The organism is Kitasatospora purpeofusca (assembly GCF_036010405.1).
Lineage (GTDB): Bacteria > Actinomycetota > Actinomycetes > Streptomycetales > Streptomycetaceae > Kitasatospora > Kitasatospora purpeofusca.
Genome location: NZ_CP108561.1, coordinates 578,381 through 598,444 on the forward strand (window position 1 = coordinate 578,381; position 20,064 = coordinate 598,444).

General features: G+C 75.0%; 17 protein-coding genes and 2 pseudogenes. 7 read left to right on the top strand and 12 right to left on the bottom strand.

Translation table 11 applies throughout. The annotated features are described in order from the left end of the window. The first annotated feature begins 33 nt into the window (after window positions 1-33). Window positions 34-732 (top strand): response regulator transcription factor, encoded by a 699-nt coding sequence (locus OG715_RS02670; protein ID WP_327063861.1) that lies wholly within the window; start codon window positions 34-36, stop codon window positions 730-732. Beyond that, window positions 732-2,219 carry a sensor histidine kinase gene (locus OG715_RS02675; protein ID WP_327063862.1) on the top strand — a complete coding sequence of 496 codons (1,488 nt, stop codon included), beginning with the start codon at window positions 732-734 and terminating at the stop codon, window positions 2,217-2,219. Before OG715_RS02670 ends, OG715_RS02675 begins: the two co-directional genes overlap by 1 nt. Before the next feature lie 18 nt (window positions 2,220-2,237). On the opposite strand, the gene OG715_RS02680 is transcribed toward OG715_RS02675, so the two are convergent. The 7 genes and pseudogenes from OG715_RS02680 to OG715_RS02710 all read right to left on the bottom strand — a co-directional run bounded on the left by OG715_RS02680 (window position 2,238) and on the right by OG715_RS02710 (window position 11,109). After that, entirely contained in the window at window positions 2,238-3,770 is a 1,533-nt protein-coding gene (locus OG715_RS02680; protein WP_327063863.1) for a hypothetical protein, read from the bottom strand. Between the two features lie 68 nt (window positions 3,771-3,838). After that, window positions 3,839-5,884, bottom strand: a complete 2,046-nt coding sequence (locus OG715_RS02685) for a hypothetical protein (RefSeq protein WP_327063864.1) — start codon at window positions 5,882-5,884, stop codon at window positions 3,839-3,841. Between the two features lie 151 nt (window positions 5,885-6,035). Further along, window positions 6,036-6,956, bottom strand: coding sequence for a PucR family transcriptional regulator (locus tag OG715_RS02690; RefSeq protein ID WP_327063865.1), 921 nt, complete (start codon window positions 6,954-6,956; stop codon window positions 6,036-6,038). Between the two features lie 412 nt (window positions 6,957-7,368). Further along, window positions 7,369-7,731: pseudogene (locus OG715_RS42345) on the bottom strand (PucR family transcriptional regulator ligand-binding domain-containing protein); the annotation flags it as partial. Between the two features lie 353 nt (window positions 7,732-8,084). Then, a pseudogene (locus OG715_RS02700) lies at window positions 8,085-8,810 on the bottom strand (2Fe-2S iron-sulfur cluster-binding protein); the annotation flags it as partial. After that, the gene (locus OG715_RS02705) at window positions 8,807-9,709 is read right to left on the bottom strand and encodes an FAD binding domain-containing protein (RefSeq protein ID WP_327063867.1); all 903 of its coding nucleotides are present in this window, start codon (window positions 9,707-9,709) and stop codon (window positions 8,807-8,809) included. The pseudogene OG715_RS02700 and the gene OG715_RS02705, both read right to left, overlap by 4 nt. Before the next feature lie 272 nt (window positions 9,710-9,981). Then, on the bottom strand, window positions 9,982-11,109 hold the full coding sequence (locus OG715_RS02710) for a nucleotide disphospho-sugar-binding domain-containing protein (protein WP_327063868.1): 1,128 nt from the start codon (window positions 11,107-11,109) through the stop codon (window positions 9,982-9,984). 953 nt (window positions 11,110-12,062) lie between these two features. Between OG715_RS02710 and OG715_RS02715 the strand changes: the two genes are divergently transcribed. Both OG715_RS02715 and OG715_RS02720 read left to right on the top strand, forming a co-directional pair. After that, window positions 12,063-12,719, top strand: coding sequence for a hypothetical protein (locus tag OG715_RS02715; RefSeq protein ID WP_327063869.1), 657 nt, complete (start codon window positions 12,063-12,065; stop codon window positions 12,717-12,719). Window positions 12,720-12,811: 92 nt separating this feature from the next. Continuing rightward, entirely contained in the window at window positions 12,812-13,240 is a 429-nt protein-coding gene (locus tag OG715_RS02720; RefSeq protein WP_327063870.1) for a cold-shock protein, read from the top strand. Window positions 13,241-13,346: 106 nt separating this feature from the next. Here OG715_RS02720 and OG715_RS02725 read toward each other — a convergent pair whose 3' ends face one another. Beyond that, window positions 13,347-13,934, bottom strand: a complete 588-nt coding sequence (locus tag OG715_RS02725; RefSeq protein ID WP_327063871.1) for a lytic polysaccharide monooxygenase — start codon at window positions 13,932-13,934, stop codon at window positions 13,347-13,349. A gap of 163 nt (window positions 13,935-14,097) precedes the next feature. After that, window positions 14,098-14,997 (bottom strand): haloalkane dehalogenase, encoded by a 900-nt coding sequence (locus tag OG715_RS02730; protein ID WP_327063872.1) that lies wholly within the window; start codon window positions 14,995-14,997, stop codon window positions 14,098-14,100. A gap of 149 nt (window positions 14,998-15,146) precedes the next feature. On the opposite strand from OG715_RS02730, the gene OG715_RS02735 reads away from it, so the two are divergent. Together OG715_RS02735 and OG715_RS02740 are read left to right on the top strand one after the other, a co-directional pair. Then, window positions 15,147-15,704 carry a MarR family winged helix-turn-helix transcriptional regulator gene (locus OG715_RS02735; RefSeq protein WP_407660938.1) on the top strand — a complete coding sequence of 186 codons (558 nt, stop codon included), beginning with the start codon at window positions 15,147-15,149 and terminating at the stop codon, window positions 15,702-15,704. A 170-nt stretch (window positions 15,705-15,874) separates the two neighbouring features. After that, window positions 15,875-16,681, top strand: a complete 807-nt coding sequence (locus OG715_RS02740) for a methyltransferase domain-containing protein (RefSeq protein WP_407661084.1) — start codon at window positions 15,875-15,877, stop codon at window positions 16,679-16,681. 110 nt (window positions 16,682-16,791) lie between these two features. Here OG715_RS02740 and OG715_RS02745 read toward each other — a convergent pair whose 3' ends face one another. The 3 genes from OG715_RS02745 to OG715_RS02755 all read right to left on the bottom strand — a co-directional run bounded on the left by OG715_RS02745 (window position 16,792) and on the right by OG715_RS02755 (window position 19,020). Next, window positions 16,792-17,214, bottom strand: a complete 423-nt coding sequence (locus OG715_RS02745) for a hypothetical protein (RefSeq protein WP_327063874.1) — start codon at window positions 17,212-17,214, stop codon at window positions 16,792-16,794. Between the two features lie 158 nt (window positions 17,215-17,372). Beyond that, window positions 17,373-18,197, bottom strand: a complete 825-nt coding sequence (locus tag OG715_RS02750) for a hypothetical protein (protein ID WP_327063875.1) — start codon at window positions 18,195-18,197, stop codon at window positions 17,373-17,375. Between the two features lie 85 nt (window positions 18,198-18,282). Further along, window positions 18,283-19,020, bottom strand: coding sequence for a GNAT family N-acetyltransferase (locus OG715_RS02755; RefSeq protein ID WP_327063876.1), 738 nt, complete (start codon window positions 19,018-19,020; stop codon window positions 18,283-18,285). A gap of 437 nt (window positions 19,021-19,457) precedes the next feature. On the opposite strand from OG715_RS02755, the gene OG715_RS02760 reads away from it, so the two are divergent. After that, window positions 19,458-19,913: a recombinase family protein gene (locus tag OG715_RS02760; RefSeq protein ID WP_327063877.1), complete on the top strand. Its 456-nt coding sequence runs from the start codon at window positions 19,458-19,460 to the stop codon at window positions 19,911-19,913. Window positions 19,914-20,064 lie beyond the last annotated feature (151 nt).

Below are 20,064 nucleotides of genomic sequence, written 5' to 3' on the forward strand. Positions count from 1 at the left end.
CGACCGTCCCCCGCGACCAGCGAGAATGACGCCATGACAGATGCCACCACCCACGGCCGCACCGTGCTCGTCGTCGAGGACGACCCCGGTGTCCGCGCCACCCTCGACCAGCTGCTGCGCTTCGAGGGCTACCGGGTCCTGACCGCCACCGACGGGCAGGACGCCCTGGAGCTGCTGGAGCGGCAACGGCCCGACCTCGCCGTGGTGGACGTGGTGATGCCCCGGCTGGACGGACTGGCCCTGTGCCGGATGCTGCGCCGCCGCGGCGACCGGCTGCCGGTCCTGGTGCTCACCGCCCGGCACCAGCTCGGCGACCGGGTCGCCGGGCTGGACGCCGGGGCGGACGACTACCTGGCCAAGCCCTTCGCCACCGAGGAGCTGCTGGCCCGGATACGCGCCCTGCTCCGGCGCTCCGCCCCGCCCGCCGATCCGGGTGTGCTGTCCTGCCAGGACCTCGCGCTGGACACCGCCGCGCGCCGGGCCCACCGCGGCGACCGGCTCCTCGACCTCACCAAGACCGAGTTCGACCTGCTGGAACTGCTGCTGCGCAACCAGGGCGCGGTACTCACCCGCCCGCAGATCTACGAGCGGATCTGGGGCTACGACTTCGACACCGACTCGCGCTCGCTCGATGTCTACATCGGCTACCTGCGCCGCAAGAGCGAGGAGGGCGGCGAGCCCCGGCTGATCCACACCGTCCGCAACGTCGGCTACCTCGTGCGGGCCGCGTAGTGCTGCGCACCAGGATCACCCTCGTGGTGGTGGCCGCCACCCTGCTGGCCGTCGTCGTCTCCGTCGTCAGCTCCTACCGCGGCGTCACCGGGATGGTCGCCGACCAGTTCGACCGGGCGCTGGTCGACCGGGCGGACGCCGTCGCCGCCGTGCTCGACGCCGGGCGGGTCCCCGACGAGCGGCCCGACACCGCCGAGCAGCTGCTCCTCCCCGACGGCACGGTCCGCCCGCTCTCCCCCGGCCGCGCCGCGCTGCCGGTCCCGCCGGGCGCCCTCGACGTGGCACGCTCCGGGGAGGGCCGGCTGACGGCAGAGACCGCGGTCGGCGACCGCACCTTCGGGGTGCTGGTCCTGGGGCGCGGCGAGGGCCACGGGGCGCTGGTCGTCAGCCAGGACTACGCGGAGGCCGAGCGGATGGACCAGGAGTTCCTGGGGCGGATCAGCTGGACGACGGCGGGTTCGGCCGCCGCCTGCGCCGCGCTCAGCTGGCTGCTGATCGGCCGGATCCTCCGCCCGATGCGCCGGCTGGCCCGCGCGGCCGAGCGGATCAGCTCGACCCAGGACCTCGGCACCGCGCTCCCGGCCGCCGGGCACGACGAGGTGGGCCGGCTGACCCTCGCCTTCGAGGTGATGCTCGACGCGCTGCGCCGCTCCCGGGAGGCGCAGCAGCGGCTGGTGCAGAACGCCAGCCACGAGCTGCGCACCCCGCTCACCTCGGTGCGCGGGAGCGCGGAGCTGTTGCAGCGGGCCCGGGGCCGGCTGGCGCCGGAGGACGAGGAGAAGATCCTCGGCACCCTGGTCGCGGAGAGCGTCGCGCTCGACGGGCTGGTGCGCGAGCTGGTCGAGCTGGCCACCGACCGGCAGGCCGACGAGGACCCGGTGCCGCTGGACCTGGCGGCGGCGGCCGAGGACTGCGCGGACCGGTTCCGGCGGCGCACCGGGCGGGTCATCACCGTCGTCACCGTCGGCACTGCGGGCACTGCGGGCACTGCGGGCACTGCGGGCACTGCGGGCGCGGGGCCGGACCTGGACGGGGCCGCGGTCGTGCTCGCCCGGCCGCGCGCGCTGCACCGCTGCATCGACAACCTGCTGGCCAACGCGGTCAAGTTCAGCCCCGGGGACACCCCCGTCGCCGTGCTGGTCGAGACGGCATCCCCCGGTCCGGAACGGGGCGGGACGGCGTCCCCCGGTCCGGAGCCGGGCGGGACGGGCAGCCGGGGCAGGGCCCGGCCGGGGGTGCCGTCCGTGCGGCTGGTGGTGCGCGACCACGGGCCGGGGATCGGGCCCGAGGAGCGGGACGCCGTCTTCGACCGCTTCTACCGGGGCGCGGGGACCCAGTCGACGCCAGGGTCCGGGCTGGGGCTCGCGATCGTGCACGACCTCGTCACCGCCGACCGGGGCACCGTGTTCGCGGGGACCGGCCCGGGCGGCGGCGCGGAGGTCGGCTTCACCCTCCCCCGCGCCGTTCCCGCCCCGCGCCGCAGGTAGGGCGGTCGTCAGCCCCCGTCAGCCCTCGGCGCCGATGGAGCAGTTGCCGTCGGGGGCGTGGCCGAGCGGCCAGGCGACGGTGTCCAGGACGGCGCCGCGGACGGTCGGGTCGAGGTGGACGATCGGGACGGCCTTGTTGTACGGGTTGCCGTACTGGTCGAGGCAGATCCAGCCGCTGGCCCCGTCCACCCGGTTGCCGCCGTGGAGCCGGCGCCAGCTCTGGGTGACGTCGTCCAGGGAGGGCATGGCGACGGACCCGCCGACGTCCTTGCGGATCCCGGCGACGGCGGTGGTCACCGCGTCGTAGGTGATGATGATCCGGCCGTCGCGGCGGTCGGCGGGCCCGATCCGGTCGGGCTGCTTGGTGTCGTCCGCCCGGAGCAGGCCGGCGAGTTCGGCGGTCGGGGCCTTGGAGCCGCCGGGGCCCTCTTTGCTCGCCTCGCCCCAGCTGTCGGGGTGGGCGAGCGCCGTGTAGCGCACGGTGATGCCCGAACTCTTGGTGAGGGCGTCCCACTTGCTCTCGAACTTCTGGTCGACCATCAGGGTGGAGGCGTGCGAGCCGGTGATGACCGTGTAGGGCTTGTTGCACTTGCGGTCGCCCAGCGCGACCAGGAACAGCCGCAGTTGGACCGGGCGGCCGGCGAAGAACAGGGTGGTCGCGGCGGAGCTGCAGATGTCGGGCACCATCTGGTCGAAGACGTTGCCGAGGTTGCCCTCCTCGGTGAAGTCCTTCGGGGACTCGAAGGTCTCCGGGGCGTTGGGCGCGCCCTTGGTGAGCTTGGCGAAGGTGGCCCGCAGGGTGGCGAGGTAGTTGTCGTTCTCCCGGGTGTCCTCGACCACCAGGGTCTCGGCCGGCTTGATGCCCGCCCCGTAGGCGGCGAGAGCGGCCGCCTGGTCGCTGTTGCTGGGGGCGATCCGGGCCAGGCCGGGGTAGTGGCGCGGGTCGGCGGCGCTGTTGGCGATGTCGTCGGCGGTCATCGGGCCGGCGACGACCGGGATGTGCTTGTCCGCCGTGAGGTACTGCACGGCGGCCTGGCTGTTGGTGATGCTGATGTTGATGCCGGTGACGGCCCGCAGGTTCTGCTTGCCGTCGGCCGCGGCCTTGGCCAGCTGGTCCGAGACGCGGCGCCACTGCCCGTACTCCCGGCCGGGGTTGGCGAGGACCAGGCGGACCGGCGGCTGCTTGCCGCTCTCGCGGTTGGCCCGGTACTGGGCGAGGTAGGCGCCCTGGACCTGCTCGACCATCTCGCGCCGCTCGGCCTGCTGGTCGGAGACCAGCGGGATCATCAGCGCCAGGGTGACCGGGTTCTTCCCGGCCACGCTGTCGTTCTCCTCCTTGATGCGCGCGGTCACCGGCCCCAGGTCGTCGTTGAAGACGTACGAGCCGTCGGTGACGCCGACGCACTCCTTCTCGACCTCCGTCACACCGGCGGCGCAGCTGTCGTCCGTCCAGAAGTCGTAGCCGACGTAGACGACGGTGCCGATGACGGCGAACGCCAGCAGGAACACCAGCGCGCGGTTCAGGGGCCCTTGGGGCAGGAACGGTTTCACGGTCGGGCGTCTCCTGAGGTCGGGGGCAGGGCGGGTCGGATCCGGGCGCAGTGGTCGGGACCGGCGGGTCAGAGCCGCGTCGGCAGGTCGGGCGCCTGGTACCAGCGGCGCAGCCGCCCGGGCCAGGTCTCGTGCGCCTGGAAGAACACCGCCTGGTCGGCCGCCCCGGTGTACTGGGCGAGGGTGAGCAGTTGGAGCCGGATGCTGTCGATCAGCGCCCCGGTGGGTGCCGAGAGCGGGTGCGACTGCACCCAGAGGTTGCGCACCAGGAGGTCGATCGCCTGGTGCACGGCGAGGTCGCCGTGCTGGCAGGCCTGGCACTGCTCGTTCGTCGCGGCGGCGGTCGGCACCGGCGTCGGCGGGTGCGGCGCGGAGCAGATCAGGTTGACGGAGGCGAGCCAGTCGGCGGCGCTCCGTTCGGCCAGGCGCTGGTGCAGGGTGCGGACGACGACTCCGGTGTCGTGCACGGCGAGCGCGTGGTGGAGGGCCTGGTCGGGCAGTCCGGTGGCGTTCGGTGCGTACCGGGTGCGCACGGTGCCGTGCAGGTGCCGCCAGGTCTGCATGCCGGGCTCCCCGGCCACCTGGGCGGCCAGCCGGTGGCCGAGCAGGGTGCGCAGGGTGCGGTCCTGGACGAACGGGGCGTCGACGGCCTGGTGCGCGGCGGCGGCCCAGTGGTTGCGTTCGAGCAGCCGCCTGGCCTCCTGGACGTCGAGCGGGCTGCGGTCGGTCCGCGGGTAGTAGGCGCCGAGCAGGTCGGCGGCCCCGTCGTCGAGGGCCGGGGAGTAGAACGTGAGCCGCTCGCGGTCGCGCTCCCCGGGGACCAGGACCCGGAGCAGCTGTTCGTGGACCGTCCGCGCGGGCGCGTCGTGGGCCGGGAGGTCGAGCAGCCAGCGCGGCTCCGCGCTGTCCCCCTGGCGGATCGCCCTGCGGGCGGCCTCCACCAGGGCGTGGGCGATCCCGGCCCGGCCCGCGCTGAGCCGGTGGACGACCCGGGCGGTGCCGGACGGGGGGTGCTCGGTGCCGAACATCAGGGTGACCTCCTCCAGCCCGAGTCCGGCCAGCGGCAGCCGCACCGTCCAGCCGGTCGCCGTCCCGGGGCGGTCCTGGCGCCAGAACGGGCTCCCGGCGCGGCGCGTCGACGGCGCGGTGTCGTCGGCGTCGTGGCCGGACGGCTCCCGGGCCAGGACGGTGGTGATCACGCCCGGCCGGGTCCCGGGCGGTTCCTCGTGCCAGACCTGGAGCAGTGTGCGCACCACCGGCCGGCCGAGCGGGCTGTGGGCGTTGTCGAGGAGCAGCAGCGGGCGCGGCAGCCGGTTCATCCGGCGCGACCAGGTGTAGTGGCTGTCGATGTCCGCCAGGAACGCGGCCATCAGGTGGCGCTCCGCGACCTCCCGGTCGTCCGGGTCGCCGCGGAAGCGCCGGGCCAGTTCGGAGAGCTGGACGTGGTCGGGGCCGGGGCCGGCGACCTGCCGGAGGGCCCACCAGCGCAGCCCGTGCCGGTGGGCGGAGGGGCCGAGCAGCTCGGGGGTGACGAGGTCGACCAGTGCGGCGACGAGCGGGTTCGCCCCGGCCGCGGGGCCCGCAGCCGGGCCGGCGGCGGCCTGCTGCATCCACTGGGCCACCCGGGCGCGCCGGGCCGGGCCGGCGGCAACGGTCTCGCGGAGCAGGCTCTCCAGGCGTCCGACGGCCGCCTCCGCCTCGCCGGCGCCGACGGCCTGCCAGGAGGTCACCGCCAGCAGGCCCTGGGTGAGTCGGGGGAAGGCGAGGGTCCCGCCGAAGTCCCCGGGCCGGCGGCTCAGTTCCTGGCGCAGGTGGAACAGCAGGTCGGAGGCGTGCGAGGCGTTGCGGCGGGTCGGGTCCTCGTCGTCGGCGGCCGGTGCGAGGTCGGCCCGGCCGAGGTCGGGACGGCCCAGGTCCGCCGAGGCCCGGCGCAGGTGTGCCGCGTACCGGGCGTCCAGGCCCGCGAGGAGGGCGGTGCGCCCGCTGAGCCGCCCGCCCGAGCATTCGACCACCGGCGGGGTGCCGTTCGGGACGGGCAGTCGCCGCGTCCTGACGGCCGGTGCCTGGCCGGTCACTTCCAGGCCGACGAGTGAAGGTACGACCGTCTCGAACACCGCTGCACGCCCGTGCAGAACCACCGCGACCCCCCAGTCGTCCGGCGAGGCCGTACCTCGCCGTGCGCCTGGAGGATAGGCGACCGCACCCGTCCTGTGCAGGGTTACCACCAACAACGCGGTTCCGGTTGCGTGACGGTCCGAGTGGCCGTCAGCCCGCCCTGCGCGCAAGCCCCTTGGCGGTGGGCGGCGCCTCCGGCGCGGTGGGGGCGCGGAGCAGGCCGGCGGGGGCGCAGAGCAGGGCGGTGCGCAGGTCGAGCCGGTCGTCGAGTCGCAGCAGGCTGCGGCCGGTCAGGTCCTCGATCCGCTTGACCCGGTAGTGCACGGTGTTGACGTGGACGTGCAGGGCCTCGGCGGTGCGGGACCAGGAGGCGTTGTGGCGCAGGAAGGCATCGAGGGTGGCGACCAGGGAGATCGTGTTCTGCCGGTCGTGGTGGACCAGCGGGGCGAGGAGCCGTTCGTGGAAGGCGGCGGTGACCTCGGGCGGGATGCCGCGCAGCAGGTCGGCGAGGGAGGCCGTGCCCGCCCAGCGGCCGACGGCTCCGGGCGGGCGGGCGTCCAGGGCGTAGCGGGCCTGCACCAGGGCCGGGCGCAGGTCGGCGGCGGTGGGCGGGACGGTGGGGCCGACGCCGGCGGCGGGCCGTCCCGGTCCGGCCGGGGTGCCCGCCCGACCGGCGCCGAGCCGGGGCAGTGCGATGTCCAGGGCGGCCGCGACGGCGTCCTCGGGGAGGGCGACCAGGGTCACGGCGCCGCCCCGGCCGTCCGGGGCGGCGACGAACGGGGCGGCCGTCGGGTGCAGGGCCTCGGCGAGGGCGGCGGCCGCCCAGGCCCCGGAGGGGTCGGCGGGGGTCGGCGGGGCGGCGGTTGTGGCGGCGGTGCCGAAGCGGGCGGCGACGGGGGTCAGCGGCAGCCTCGGCGGCAGCCCGGCGAGGGACAGGGCGTGGTCGGCTTCGGGGTCGGCGCCGGCGGCGAGGAGTTCCAGCAGCCGGGTACCGGCCTGCCGTTGGGCGGCGGCGGTGGCCCGGGCGCGTTCGGCGAGCGGTGCGAGCAGTTCGGCCAGGCCGTGCAGCATCGTGGCGGCGGCGGGCCCCCGGTTCGGTGTGCGGCTGCAGCAGCCAGCCGTCGAAGGGCGTCGTACCGGGCGGGCCGACCGGGATCGGGGCGGGGGTCGGAACCGGGGCCGGGGCCGGGGTGAGGATCGGGGCGGGGATCGGGGCCGGGCGGGTGTCCGCGGAGGAGGCCAGCACCCGGCCGGCGCCGGTGACCAGCGAGCAGTCGGGCACGCCCAGGTCGGCGACGGCCCGGCGCAGCAGTCCGCCCAGTGGCGCGTCCGCGCCCAGCATCGAGGTCAGGGTGCGCCGGACCTCGGCCGGCAGTCCGGCCCGGCCCTCGGCGCCGGCCTGGAGGTCGCCCCACAGCCGCAGGTAGATCCGGTCGGTGACGGCCCGGAAGCTGGTGCCGCTGGGCACGGACAGCAGTGGCACGCCGTGGCGGCGGCAGGCCTCGGCCAGTTCCGGCGGGACGGTGCCGTGGGTGCCCTCGCCGGCCAGCAGCGCGGCTGCCTCGGCGCTGCGCAGGGCGTTGGCGAAGCGCAGGGCGGTGGCGAGCCTCGGGGCGGGGCGGGTGTCCTCGGGCCGCCACCACACCAGACCGGTGAGCACGATCTCGCCCGCCCTGAGGTAGCGGGCGGGGTCCTGGAGGTCGGTGGAGGTCACCCCGGTGACCTCGCGGCCGAGCAGGTCGGGGGTCGCCCAGGCCACCTCGATGTGCAGTTCGTCCAGCGCCAGGAGGTCCCCGACGATCATGTTGTGCTCCCTGTGCCGTACGCGCGGGCCACCCTCGCCCATGCGATGTTTCTGTGCGTTCGGGCATGGTAAATACAAGGGGCAAGAGGCTTCTTCCCTCTTGTTCGATCACCCGACGGCGGGGTCCCCGGGTGGTACCGATGTCCAGTGGTCCGGACCGTGGCGCCGCGATTGGATCGGTGTGCGGGGAACGCGCGGCCGTCCCGACCTCAAGCGGGTCGGCCGCGCGCTTCCGCTTCAGGCCCCGGCCCGGGTACCCCCGCTCAGGCGACGGCTCCCCCGCCTCGGCGGTGCTCGTCGATCGCCTGCCACACCTGGTCGCGCAGGAACGGCGTCCCGGTGAACCGGATGCCGGTCGCGTCGCGCAGCGCGTTGGCGAAGGCCGGGGCCACCGGGCGGGTGTCGTCCGGGTCCTCGGTCGGGTGCTCGTGCCGGGCGGAGGAGTAGAGGCGCTCCGGCGCGTCGTGATGGGTGAACACCGCCCGGACCCCCGGGACGCGCAGGGCCGCCGAGGTGTCGACGGAGACGATCCGGGCGTGCGGGTGCGGGGAGCGGAGCAGCTTCATGTGCAGCAGGCCCTCGACCTCCAGGTCGAAGGTGTAGCGCGCCGTCCCGGTGACCACCTGCGGCCCGGCGGGGGCGCCGGGGCTGCGGCCGACCGCCTCGCCGGGGGGCGGGTCCTCGGTGTGCTTCACCCCGCGGAGCGCGTCCTCGATCGCCCGGTAGCCGGTGCAGCGGCACAGGTTCCCCTTCAGCGCCCTCGGCAGGTCGGCGAGCTGGTCCTCGTCGAGCACGGCGGCGGTCATCAGGAAACCGGCCGTGCAGAAGCCGCACTGGAAGCCCTGGGCGTCGAGGAAGCGCTGCTGCACGGGGTGGAGGCCGTCCTCGGTGGCGAGTCCCTCGACGGTGGTCACCGTGCGGCCGTCGGCGCGCCGTGCCGGGTAGAGGCAGCTGTGCACCGGCTCCCCGTCGACGTGCACCGTGCAGGCGCCGCAGTCGCCGGCGTCGCAGCCCTTCTTGACGCCGAACCAGCCCCGGTCGCGCAGGTAGGTGCGCAGGCACTGGCCGGGGCGCGGCTCCGCGTCGGAGTCCTCGCCGTTGACGCGGACGGTGAAGCTCATCGGCCGGCCTCCTCGGTGGTGTCGGGTGCCGTGGCCGCGACCGGCTCGACCGGACCGACCGGCCTGGCCCTCTCGACCGGTCGGTCCGGCTCGACCAGCTCGCGCCGGACCTCCTCGGCGAACCGCAGGGTCATGTGCCGCCGCCAGGCCGGCAGGCCGTGGATGTCGTCGAAGTACTCCTCCGGCGCGACGGCGTGCTCCACCGCCTCGCGCACCGCCTCGGCGTTCGGCGGCACGGCGAAGCCCAGCCGGACCGGCCGGACCGTGGCCGCGGTGATGTGCAGCGCGAACTCCCCGTCCACCGGGTCCAGGGTGCCGATCACCAGGGCGCCGGAACGACCGAGGCCGTAGAGGGACGCCTGCCGGAACGCCGTCCGCCGGGCCAGCGCCCGGCCGGGCAGGGTGACCGAGCGCAGCAGCTCGCCCGGCCGCAGGTCCTTGACCCCGGCGCCGAGCACGAAGTCCCCGACCGGCAGGGTGCGGGTCGCGCCGTTCCGGTCGAGCAGGCGGCAGACGCCGTCGAGGGCGGCGGTGAGGGAGATCATCGGCCCGGCCGGCAGGCCGTTGCAGAGGTTGCCGCCGACGGTGGCCGCGTTCCAGATCTTCCAGGAGGCGAGGAAGGCCCGGCAGCACTGCTCGAACAGCGGCGCCGCCGTCCAGCCGGCCGGCTTCGGGTGGCGGGAGAGCTGCGCGATCGTACAGGTCGCGGCGATCTCCAGCCCGCCGTCCGGGGTGGGCCGCAGCGGCTCCCAGCCCATCCGGCCGAGGTCGAACAGCCGCCGGAGGTGCGGCTGGGGCTCCGAGAACAGGTACGTTCCGCCCCCCAGCCAGGCGTCCCCCGGCCGCCACGTCCCGCGTTCGCGCGCATCGCGCAGTTCCACCACGGTGTTCAGGTCCATGTGCATCCACCGTCCTCGACAGATCGACATGGGTATTGCAGCAACGCGCCACGCCCGGAACGAGTGGATCCGCACACCAGCGCACCGCTCCGGAGCTGGAGGATCACCCAGGGACGGCCCCGGCCGGGCCCGGCGGGTGGTGATCGGTGCGGTCCGCTCCCGCCCCCGACGCACCCGTGCGGGTCCCGTCCCCGGTGGGGGTGCGGGGCGGCACCTCCACCGGGGACGGAAAGCGGTTCCCCCTCAGCGCCCGCGGCGGGCGTCCGGAACGGTCACCGGTGGCCGGTGACGAGGGCCTCGATGTCGGGGACGAGGGCCGCCGGGGTCGGCAGGGCCTCGTTCTCGGCCCGCAGGCGTGCGGCGCCCTCGCGCAGCGCCGGGTCGGCGACGAGCCGGGTGAGCAGCGCGGTGTCGACGGCGTCGGAGGTGGAGCTCAGGGCCGCCCCCGTAGCGGTCAGGGCGTCGGCCACCGCGAAGTTGTCGGCGCCCTGGGGCAGCATCAGTTGGGGCACACCCGCCTGGAGTCCGGTGAGGGTGCTGCCGGACCCGCCGTGGTGGACCACCGCGTCGCAGACCCGCAGCAGCTCCGCGAGCGGCACCCAGGGCAGCGGGCGGACGTTGTCCGGCAGGGTGCCCAGGTTGCCGAGGTCGGCGTCGCCGACGGCGAGCAGGAACTCGGCGTCCACCGCGCCGGCGGACTCGACCAGCCGGGCGATCGCCGACAGGCCGTCGATACCGACGATGACGGTGCCCAGGGTCACCGCGACCCTCGGCCGGTGGCCCCGCCCCAGCAGCTCGACCGGGACCACACCCCCGCCGTTGTACGGGAGGTAGCGCATCCGCAGGCCGCCCGGGTCGCCGCCGAGCGAGGCCGGGACGATGTTCAGCGGCGTGGTCGGCGCGGGGGCGGCCACGCCGTACTTCTCGTAGACGTCGGTGAAGTGGACGGCCAGCCGGCCGGCCAGGTCGAGGCCGGAGCTGAGGCCGAAGTTCTGCAGCGCCGCCGGGATGCCGAGCCGGGCCGCGACCAGCTGGGCGGAGGCCAGGCAGGAGTCGTGGACGAGCAGGTCGGCGCCCCAGCCCTCGGCGACCGCGAGCAGGTCCTCCACCGTGGAGCGCGAGGCGTGGGCGAAGGCGGCCGCGGCCATGTCCAGGATCTCGTCCTGGGTCATACCCGGCTGGGCGTAGCTCATCGGACCGCCGGAGGTCGCCTCGAAGGACTCCTTCAGCGGCCGCCCGTCGCCGATCGTGGTGATCGGGAAGCCGGCCTGCCGGAGCTGGTCGTACGGGCTCGGACTGGCGAACAGCACCTCGTGCCCGGCGGCCCGCAGGGCCTGGGCGGTCGGCACCATCGGGAAGAGGTGGCTCGGCGCGGCCGGGCCGGTGAAGAGTATGCGCACAGTGATCTCCTGATCGTTCTCGATTGGGTCGTGCCACGGATCGCACGCGGGCCGATCCGTCTCCCGCAAACGTCAACTGACGAACGGTCAGATCTCTTTCCACGAAGGATCGACAATCGGACGTTCGGGTGTCCGGGCGGGGCGGAGGACGGGCCGACCGCGCGGCTCGGGGAGTCGCCGGGGGCCGCCGGGGGCGTGCCTGGGAAAGGGCGGGCGCTATCTGCCCGTACGCCTCCGGGCCGGGGCCCGTCTCTCCTGGGAACACGCAGCGGTGGGACGGCGTTCGGCCGAACAGTGCTCGACCGGACGGTGCTCGACCGGACGGCGTCCGGCGGCAGCGCGCCCGGCGTCGGCGCGGCACGGCCGGCCCGCGATCGCGGTCTCCGGCGGCCGGGCGGCGGACGTCCTCGGCATGCTGCTTCCCCCCATGGTGGTGCCGCGTCCCGCGCGCGATCGCGCACCGGGAGGAACGCACCGGACACCCTGGGAGGGAATGACTGGCCGTCGGCCGGGGCCGACGGCGCCCGGACTACCGACCGGGCTGTGCTTTCGCGCGTTCCGGCGTCGATGCTACGACGAACCTGCCGTCCGCGCACGGAATTCGATCGATGGCCGGATCATGCCCCCGGCCGGCGCGGTCCGGCGGCGGTGGTCGTCCCCGGGAGGTCCACGACCGGCCCCGGTCCGCCCCCCTCCGGCGCCAACAGCACCGACGGTGCTGCCGGGCGGGGCCGTTCCCCAACGCCGCCCCGCAGGCGGTGGGTTCGAGCACGGACCCCGGATCCGCCGTGACGATGTCGCGGCCGTGTCACCGTTCCGACCCGGACCGGACCCGGGGCCGGTGGCGGGGTGGGCACGCGGGGCGGCGGCGCGTGACACTCGTCGCGGCGGACGTCCGGGGGGGCGTCCGCCACTACGGGGCCCCGGGGTAACCCGGGGGAAGGGGGGCCGGGTTGACGGCTGCGGACAGGGAACGGTGGACGGCGGCGCAGCGGCGGCGCGCCCTGCTGGTGCCGGTGGCGGCGGCGGGGCTGGTGGCCTCGGCCGCGCCGGTCGTGTGGTGGGAGTCGCAGGACACGCCGGGCGACCGGACCGGCTGGCTGCTGGCCGCCGGCGCCGCCCTGGTGGCGCTGCTCGCCACCGCCCGGACGGTGGTCAACGAGCTGTCCGACCGCGACTACGCGGCGGCCTGGGTCGGCCTGCTGACGGTCCCCGCGTTCGCGCTGGGCACGGTGTTCGCGGCCGCGCAGACCGCCCACGCCGTCGACGCGGCGCGGCACGAACCGCGCCGGGTCGCCGCCACGACGGTCGACTGCCGGGTCACCGGCCGCAGCGTCGACGACCAGAACATCGGGCACGACCTCTACGGCTGCACCTACCGCTGGTTCGTCGACGACCACGAGTTCCGCGAGGAGCGGCCGACCCGGAAGCTGTACGCGGACGGCCGCGAGACCTCGGTGTGGCTCGACGGCAACCGGATGATCACCGAGCGGCCGAGCGGGATCGCCATCCCGTTCTGGGGTGCGACCGCGCTGGCCGCGTTCGTGTGCACGGTGATGCTCGCGATGATCGTCCGCCGGCGGGCCCGGGGGGCGGGTCTGGTCCGGTGACGGCGCGGTCCGCCCCCGCCGCCGGCGCCCGGTCGTCTATCCTCTACGTCAGGTGTCGGGCAGGGGGCCCGGGTTGTCCTTGGGGGTATGAAGTGGTCACCGGTCGTGTGGTGCGTTACGACAGCGTGCGGGGTTACGGGTTCATCGCTCCGGACCACGGCGGGGAGGATGTCTTCCTGCACGTCAATGACATGTTGATGCCGGAGTCCGTGGTGCACTCCGGCCTGGTGGTCGAGTTCGAGATGGAGGAGGGCGACCGGGGGCTCAAGGCCTCGTCGGTGCGGCTCCCCAAGGGTGCGACCGCGCGTCCGGCCGGGGCGGCCGGTCCGGTCCCGCTCGTCCCGCGGTCCGCGGCCGACCACGACGACGCGGAGTGCGACGTGCTCACCTCCGCCGAGTTCGTGGTGGAGGTGACGGAGTTGCTGCTGGCGCACGCGCCGTCGCTGACCGGCGAGCAGGTGCTCAAGGTGCGCGAGGCGATGCTCCGGTGCGCCAAGGGCCACGGCTGGACCGAGGGCTGAGCGGCGCACCCGCACCCCGGGGCCGTCGACCGGCCCCGGGGTGCGGGTGCTGTTTCCGACGAGCGTGTCGGCCCGGAGGTCGAGTCGGCCCGGAGGTCGGGTCGGCTCAGAAGAGCACGTCGGTGCAGGAGTAGAACGCGTTCGACGTGTCAGCGACGTCCCAGACCGCGACGACCACGTGGTGCCCGGTGCGACCCGTGGGGAGGGTCCCGGTGTGGGTGGTGGTCGCGGCGGGCTGACGGCCGTTGTAGGGGACCGTCAGGAACGGCGTGAGGTCCAGGTTCGCCCGGGTGATCTTCTGGGTCGGGTCGTAGCCGGGCTTGGTCAGGAAGTACCGGAAGTTCGTGGTCGAGTGCCGGGCCTCGATCTCCCAGGTGAAGGTCTGCTGACCGCCGGCCGTCACCCTGGTGGTGGGCCAGGCGCCGTTCCGCGGGTTGTCGAGCGGGGCCCAACGGGCGTCCGCCCCTGCGCAGATGGTGCCGTCCGCGGGGCCGCGGGTCGGGAAGCCCTTCGGGCCCTCGACGCTCTGCGGCTCCCACTGGATGTCGCCGCAGTTCTTGACGACACCCGCGCCGCACAGGGCCGAGCGGCTCGGCGGCAGGTTGATGAATCCGTGCGAACTGGCCGGGACGGCCATCGCGAGCGGGACGGCGACGGCGGCCAGGGCCGCGCCGACGGCAAGGCGTTTGCGCATGATGCTCCTCCGTGGGGGGATGGAGAGTGCGCCCGGCCCAGGACGCGCGCGTGGGGGTGCGCCGACCAAGGGGATCTTGGCATGCCTGCGCCAGGTGAATGCCCATACCGTAGGCAGCGCGCAGCCCCTCGTCAATGGTCTGGACCACCCGGTCGACGAACAATCAATCCGCCTGCGCGGCAGGTGTGTTGGCGACCGAGAGGCGGTGCCGTCCGAGCCAGTCGGCGATCGCCCGGCCGATGGCCTCCGGCCGGTCCTCGGGGGCGTGGTGCCCGGCCGGTCCGCAGTGCTCCACGGTGAGCGCGACGACGTGCTCGCGCGCCCAGGCGACCACGGCCTCCCCCACCAGCAGGGTCGGCGAGGAGTCGAAGGTCAGCAGCAGCTTCGGCACTTCCGGGCTGCCGGCCAGCCAGCCGCCGTACGCCTCCACCCGGGCGACCACCTCGGCCGGGTCGCCGTCGATCGGCGTCATCCGGGACCAGGCCAGCATCGGGCGGCGGCTCTCCGGCGTCGGGAACGGCTCCCGGTAGGGCCGGACCTCCTCCTCGCCCAACGGGTGGAGCACCCCGCCCTTGAAGGCCGTCTCGATGAAGATGTTCCGCTCCAGCACGAGTTCCTCGCCGACGCCGGGCGTACGGAACGCCTCCGCGCGGGCCCGGGCGGGCGGCGGCAACTCCTCGGCAGCCAGCGGCTTGAGGAAGGTCTCCAGCAGCACGACCCCGGCGACCCGGTCCGGATACCGGGCCGCCCGGTCGAGAGCCAGGGCGCCGCCCCAGTCGTGGCCGACGAGGACGACCCGGTCGAGGCCCAGCGCCTCGAACCAGGCGTCCAGGTAGCGGGCCTGGTCGTCGAAGCCGTAGTCGATGTCCGGCTTGCCGGAGGCCCCCATGCCGATCAGGTCGGGCGCGAGCACCCGGGACCGGCCGGCCAGGTGCGGGACGACGTTGCGCCAGAGGTGGGAGGAGGTGGGGTTGCCGTGCAGGAGCACCACGGGCGGGCCGCCCGCGTCGGTTCCGGCGTCCAGGTAGGCGAGATGGGAGTCGATCACGGGGACGGTGGGCATCGGGACGGTTCCTCTCGGGGTACGGCGGGGCACGCGGGGCACGGCGGGGCGCTCGACCGCCCTCACCTAATCCGTTAGTCGCACTAACGGTCTGACATTCACGACGTTACATCGTTAGAGTGACTAACACAACGGCTAGACTGCGGGGCGTGAAGAACGACGAGACGCCCCGCCACACCCCGGGCGCCATGACCGACCACGCCGCCCCGGCCCGCGTCCGCGGCCTGCCCAGCCGACTGCTGGCCGTCAACGCCCTGCACGCCGACCGCCTGGTGAACGACGGCCTGGCGGCGGAGGGCGCCCGCAAATGGCACTTCGCCGCCCTCACCGCACTCACCGAGGGCGGCCCGGCCAGCCAGTCGGACCTCAGCCGCCGCACCGGCATCTACCGCAGCGACATGGTCGCGGTCGTCAACGAACTCGCCGAACGCGGCCTGGTCGAGCGCACACCCGACCCGGCCGACCGCCGACGCAACGTCATCACCGTGACCACCGAGGGACGCGCCCACCTCCGGCGACTCGACACCGTCGTCGACGCGGCCCAGGACGCCCTGCTCGCCCCCCTCGACGCCGACGACCGCGCCCGCCTCACGGAGTTGCTGACCCGCCTCCTGGACCACCACGAGCGGAGCACCGGCACCGCACCGGCCGACGAGGACACTCAAGACACTGCCCCCACTGACCGGAGGCAGAGCGATTCTCACTGAAGCCTGATGGGACCTGCTGTTGTCGTGGGCAGGACTGGGGCGAGAAATCGCAGGCGCCGCCGAGCGGCGTCTCGTACCCTCGGCCTCACCCACCGGTTCGTCGAACAGCCACTGAGGATTGTGTGAAGCACTTCGATCTCCACGCCAGGATTCCGTCGCTCGTGAGGGCCATGGCCGCCGCCGACCACAGCCCGGACGCCCAGCTGGTACAGACACGCCACCGCGCTTCGCTCGTGGACAGCTGGGACATCGGGCCCGGATCCACCGTCCTCGAACTGGGTTGCGGACAGGGCGACATGACCGCCGTCCTCGCGGAGGCCGTCGGGCCCCGGGGGCGCGTGGTGGCCGTCGATGTCGCCGCTCCGACCTACGGGGCGCCGGTCACGCTCGGGGAATCGGCGGCCCGGCTCGCGGCGGGCCCGCTCGGGCCGCGCATCGACTTCCGCTTCAGCACCGACGTCCGCGACCCGTCCGTCGACTTCCCTTCCGAAGCCTTCGACCACGTCGTGCTCGCCCACTGCTCCTGGTACTTCGCCTCGCTCGGGCAACTGCGCGACACGCTGGCCCGGGTGCGGCCCTGGGCGCACCGCCTGTGGTTCACCGAGTGGGACCTGACACCCACCCGCGGCGACCAGCTGGCGCACCTGCTCGCGGTACTGGTCCAGGGCCAGATCGAGGCCGCGGGCTCGCACGGCGAGGGCAACATCCGCACGTCCTTCTCCCGCGAGGCGCTGCTGCGGCTCCTGCCCGCGACGGGCTGGACGGCGGACGGAGACGGGCCGGTCGACACCGGCGCACTCCAGGACGCGGACTGGGAGATCACCGCTTGTCTCGACCTGATCGCCCGAGGGGAACGACTGGCCGCGCTGCCCGAACCGGTACGGCAACTCGTCCTCAGCCAGAGCGACGTCCTGCGGGCCGTCGCCGCACCCCACGGCAACCGCCCGCTCCCCGCCTACTGGGTCACCGCGCACTGACGGGCCGCCCCGGCCGGACCGTCGAACCTCGACGAGACCGGCCGGGCTTCAGCCGGTTCCTGACCTGCCGGCCCCTTCCGGCCGGCCCCTTCCGGCCGGTCAGGTGGCCGTCAGTCGGCCGCCGATTCGACGGCCACCGCGACCGAGCGACGTCCGAGTGCGGCGGCCACAAGCTCCATTTCGACCAGCGTGCCGGTCAAGCCGGCAGTCCTCAACTCATCGGCCATCGTCCGTGCCTGTGCCAGCGACAGCCCGTGCATCTCTCGCAGGGCGCGCAGGACCGGGACAGAGCTCGTCCCGGGCCCCGCAAGGCGAAGTCGAGCGGGGCCGTGCTCCGCCAACAGTGCCTGCCGGATCCCCTCCGGAGTCACCGCGCCGCTGTCCTGCTCGCACCATGCGCGGGGACAGGTCCGGCATTGCCCTTCGGTGCCCCACCACAGCTGCCCGCAGTCGATGAACTGGCCGACGTCGCGGATCAGCACACCACCGCAGTCGTCGCACCGCGTCGTGACCGTCACGCCCTGAGTGATCACCGGACTCCCCCGCCTTCGGTCCTCGGTCTGCGGATCCTCCCGTATCCGTGTCCGCCCGTCGACCGTGATTCCTCGCGGAGTCGTCCCACTCAAGCCGTGATCGCCGTCACCCAAGGGCGGATCCCGTGAAACCGGCCGGCCAACAGCGGGACGGGCGGTCAGCGGCGGATCGTCGGGGCGGACTCGCCGTAGACGCGCAGGCGTTGGAGGGCGTGCAGCCAGCGCAGTTCGGTGCCGCAAGCGCGCAGGGCGGTGCCGAGGGCGTGGCGCATCGCGGCGTCGACCGCCGCGCGGGCGGTGGCGGCGGCGGGTGCCTCCGGGCGGTCGCTGTCGGCCAGGTCGGCGAGTCGGCGGGACGGGTTCCAACCGAGGTCCGCCGCACCGTCCGCACCCGGACCACCGGTCGGGTCCCCGGTCGGGTCCGTGCCCGGGCCCTCGGCCGACGAGCACGGTGCCAGGGTGATTCCGGTGCCGCCGAGGTGGGCGGCGAGCGGCAGGCCGGCGAGCGCCGTGCTGCGCCGGAGCGCGTCCAGCAGGGCGGCGGGGACGCCGAGTTCGGCCGGGGTCGGCCCGGCGGGCCGGGCGGCCAGGACCCGGGGCGGGACGCGGAGCCCGGCGGCCGGGAGGGCCGGCGGGGCGACCCGCAGCTCCCGGCCGGAGCCGTCCCGGGCGGCCTCCAGCCCGAACGCCGGCAGGAACTCGGCGAGCGCGTTCTCCATGGCCGTCCCGACCACCTCCCGGGCCGGACCGGCCGGCTGCCCCGGTTCGGCCATCGCGGCGGCGCCGGCCAGCCGGGGGGACGGCAGCCAGTCGAGCGCCGCCGCGCCCGCGCACCGGTCGGCGTCGCTGGCGGGCCGGGCCGGACGGATCCGCACGCCGGGCCCCTCCTCGCCGAAGGCGACCGGGAGTCCGGAGAGCAGTACCGCGTCGGTCAGGCGGTCGGCCAGGTCGGGATCGACCCGCCCCGGTGGCGGAGGAGTCAACGGTCCTGGCCCTTCGGTCGGTTGATCAGGTGCATTGTCGAACTCCCGTTCCCCGCAGGCCCCGTGCCCAAACGCAGCCCGGTCCTCAGAGCAGCTCGATACTCAGCTGGGAGCCCAGCTCGCTGAACCCGAGCGCGAGCGCGACCCTCCGCGACGCCGGGATCCGGGCCCGCCACTGCGGCAGCAACCCCTGCGCGAGCGCATGACGCACCGCCGAGGAACCGGTCGCGCGAGCCAGACCCCTGCCACGCCAGGCAGGCGCGGTCAGGACACCCACGTGGGCCGCGCGGCCCGGCCATGCGCGGTACCCGGCGGCAGCGACCACCTGGCCGGCCACCCGGACGACGAACGCCGGCGAGGACATCCCGTCCAGACCGGCCTCGTCGGCGTCCGCCGCCCCTGCAGCCCGTTCCAGCGGGCCCAGCTCGACGGACCCGGCGGCGGCTTCCTCGACGCGCAGGTCCGTCGGCGGCGCGGCCGGCCGGAAGTCCTCCTCGGCGAGGTAGGCCAGCACCGCGGGCCCGAGGACCTCGCCGGTCGGGAGCACTCCCCCGACCGACTCCGGATCGGTCAGCCGGTCGACCGGCAGCCCCGCCAGCGCCGTGCGGATGCGGGCGGCGGCCTCCCTGGTCGGAGCCGTCACGACGGCGGCCCCGCCCAGGACCACGATGCCCGTCCACCCGCGCGGGCAGAACCTCGACCCGGGGGACACGACGACGTCGACGCCGCCCGCCGGACCGAACGACACCGGCACCGGCACCGGCACCGAGGCCAGCTCCTGCCACACAGCCCGGGCCCTGGCCAGTAAGGGATCTCTCGACATGACCCGATACTTCCAGCCGGACGGGACCGCACGCGCCCGGGTTTTTCGGGTCGACCCTTCCTCGGAGGCTGCCAACCGGGCGGATCCCCGAGGTATGCGGCCCGGCGGCCCGGCAGTGCGGCTTCATCGCGAGCGGCACCGCGACCACGTCGGCGTTCCGGATGGTCACTCACAGCAACGCCGAAGCGGCACCGGAAGGCGTCCGGGGCCGGACGGGCGGGCGCCTGGCGGAGACGGCGCGCGGGCCGGGTGGGGGTCGTACTCACGGCCCCGCGCAGCAATGGGTAGTGGCCCCCATTGATCCCCGTACCATTCCGGGAGTCCGCTGGGTATCGGCCCGGTGGCCGCCGGGAGTCGCCCCGGCCCAGCCCCTCCCCCACCTGCCGCCCGGTGCCCTCCTCCCCCACACGCACAGTGACCAGAGCCAGGTGAACGGCATGTACGACCTCCACCGACCGGCACGTCCGACGATGCGGCGGGCCGCGATGTACCTGCGGTGCCGGCCCTACGACGCGCGGGAGGCGGACTACATGCGGACCGCCATGGAGCAGCTGGCCGACCGGTTCGGACTGCCGACGCCGGACGTGTACAGCGACCACGGGCTCAGCACCCAGGGACCGCTGCCGGCGCTGGAGAACCTGCTGGTGGCGGCCGAGCGCGGCTGGCTGGACGTGGTGCTGGTGCCGGGCCCGTTCGTGTTCGCGCTCGACGACCGGGCGGCCGCCGAGATCGTCCGGCGGTTCGCCCGGGCGGGCTGCGAGGTGATCGAGGCGCCGGGGCGGGGCGTCCGGCCCGGCGGGGTGCCGCAGCTGTCGGTGGTCCCCGGCTCCGGCCCGGGCCGGCCGCGCCGCCCCGCCCCGGGCGAGGACCCGGCCGCGTACCAGGCGGTCTGAGCGGGGCCGCGGGCCGCCGCCCGACGTCGGGCACCGGCCGACCCGGCCGATGCCGCCGGGCCGGGCGCGGGCATCATAGGGGTATGCCCGCTCAGACTGGATCCGCCCCGCGCCGGGGTGCCGACGGCCGCGCCGGGCGTGGCCGGGCACG

Excerpts from the sequence above, each read along its gene's own strand:
- OG715_RS02725 (WP_327063871.1), bottom strand. The coding sequence starts at position 13,934 with ATGCGCAAACGCCTTGCCGTCGGCGCGGCCCTGGCCGCCGTCGCCGTC.
- OG715_RS02690 (WP_327063865.1), bottom strand. The coding sequence starts at position 6,956 with ATGCTGCACGGCCTGGCCGAACTGCTCGCACCGCTCGCCGAACGCGCC.
- OG715_RS02730 (WP_327063872.1), bottom strand. The coding sequence starts at position 14,997 with ATGCCCACCGTCCCCGTGATCGACTCCCATCTCGCCTACCTGGACGCC.
- OG715_RS02740 (WP_407661084.1), top strand. The coding sequence starts at position 15,875 with ATGGCCGCCGCCGACCACAGCCCGGACGCCCAGCTGGTACAGACACGC.
- OG715_RS02760 (WP_327063877.1), top strand. The coding sequence starts at position 19,458 with ATGTACGACCTCCACCGACCGGCACGTCCGACGATGCGGCGGGCCGCG.
- OG715_RS02670 (WP_327063861.1), top strand. The coding sequence starts at position 34 with ATGACAGATGCCACCACCCACGGCCGCACCGTGCTCGTCGTCGAGGAC.
- OG715_RS02755 (WP_327063876.1), bottom strand. The coding sequence starts at position 19,020 with ATGTCGAGAGATCCCTTACTGGCCAGGGCCCGGGCTGTGTGGCAGGAG.
- OG715_RS02705 (WP_327063867.1), bottom strand. The coding sequence starts at position 9,709 with ATGGACCTGAACACCGTGGTGGAACTGCGCGATGCGCGCGAACGCGGG.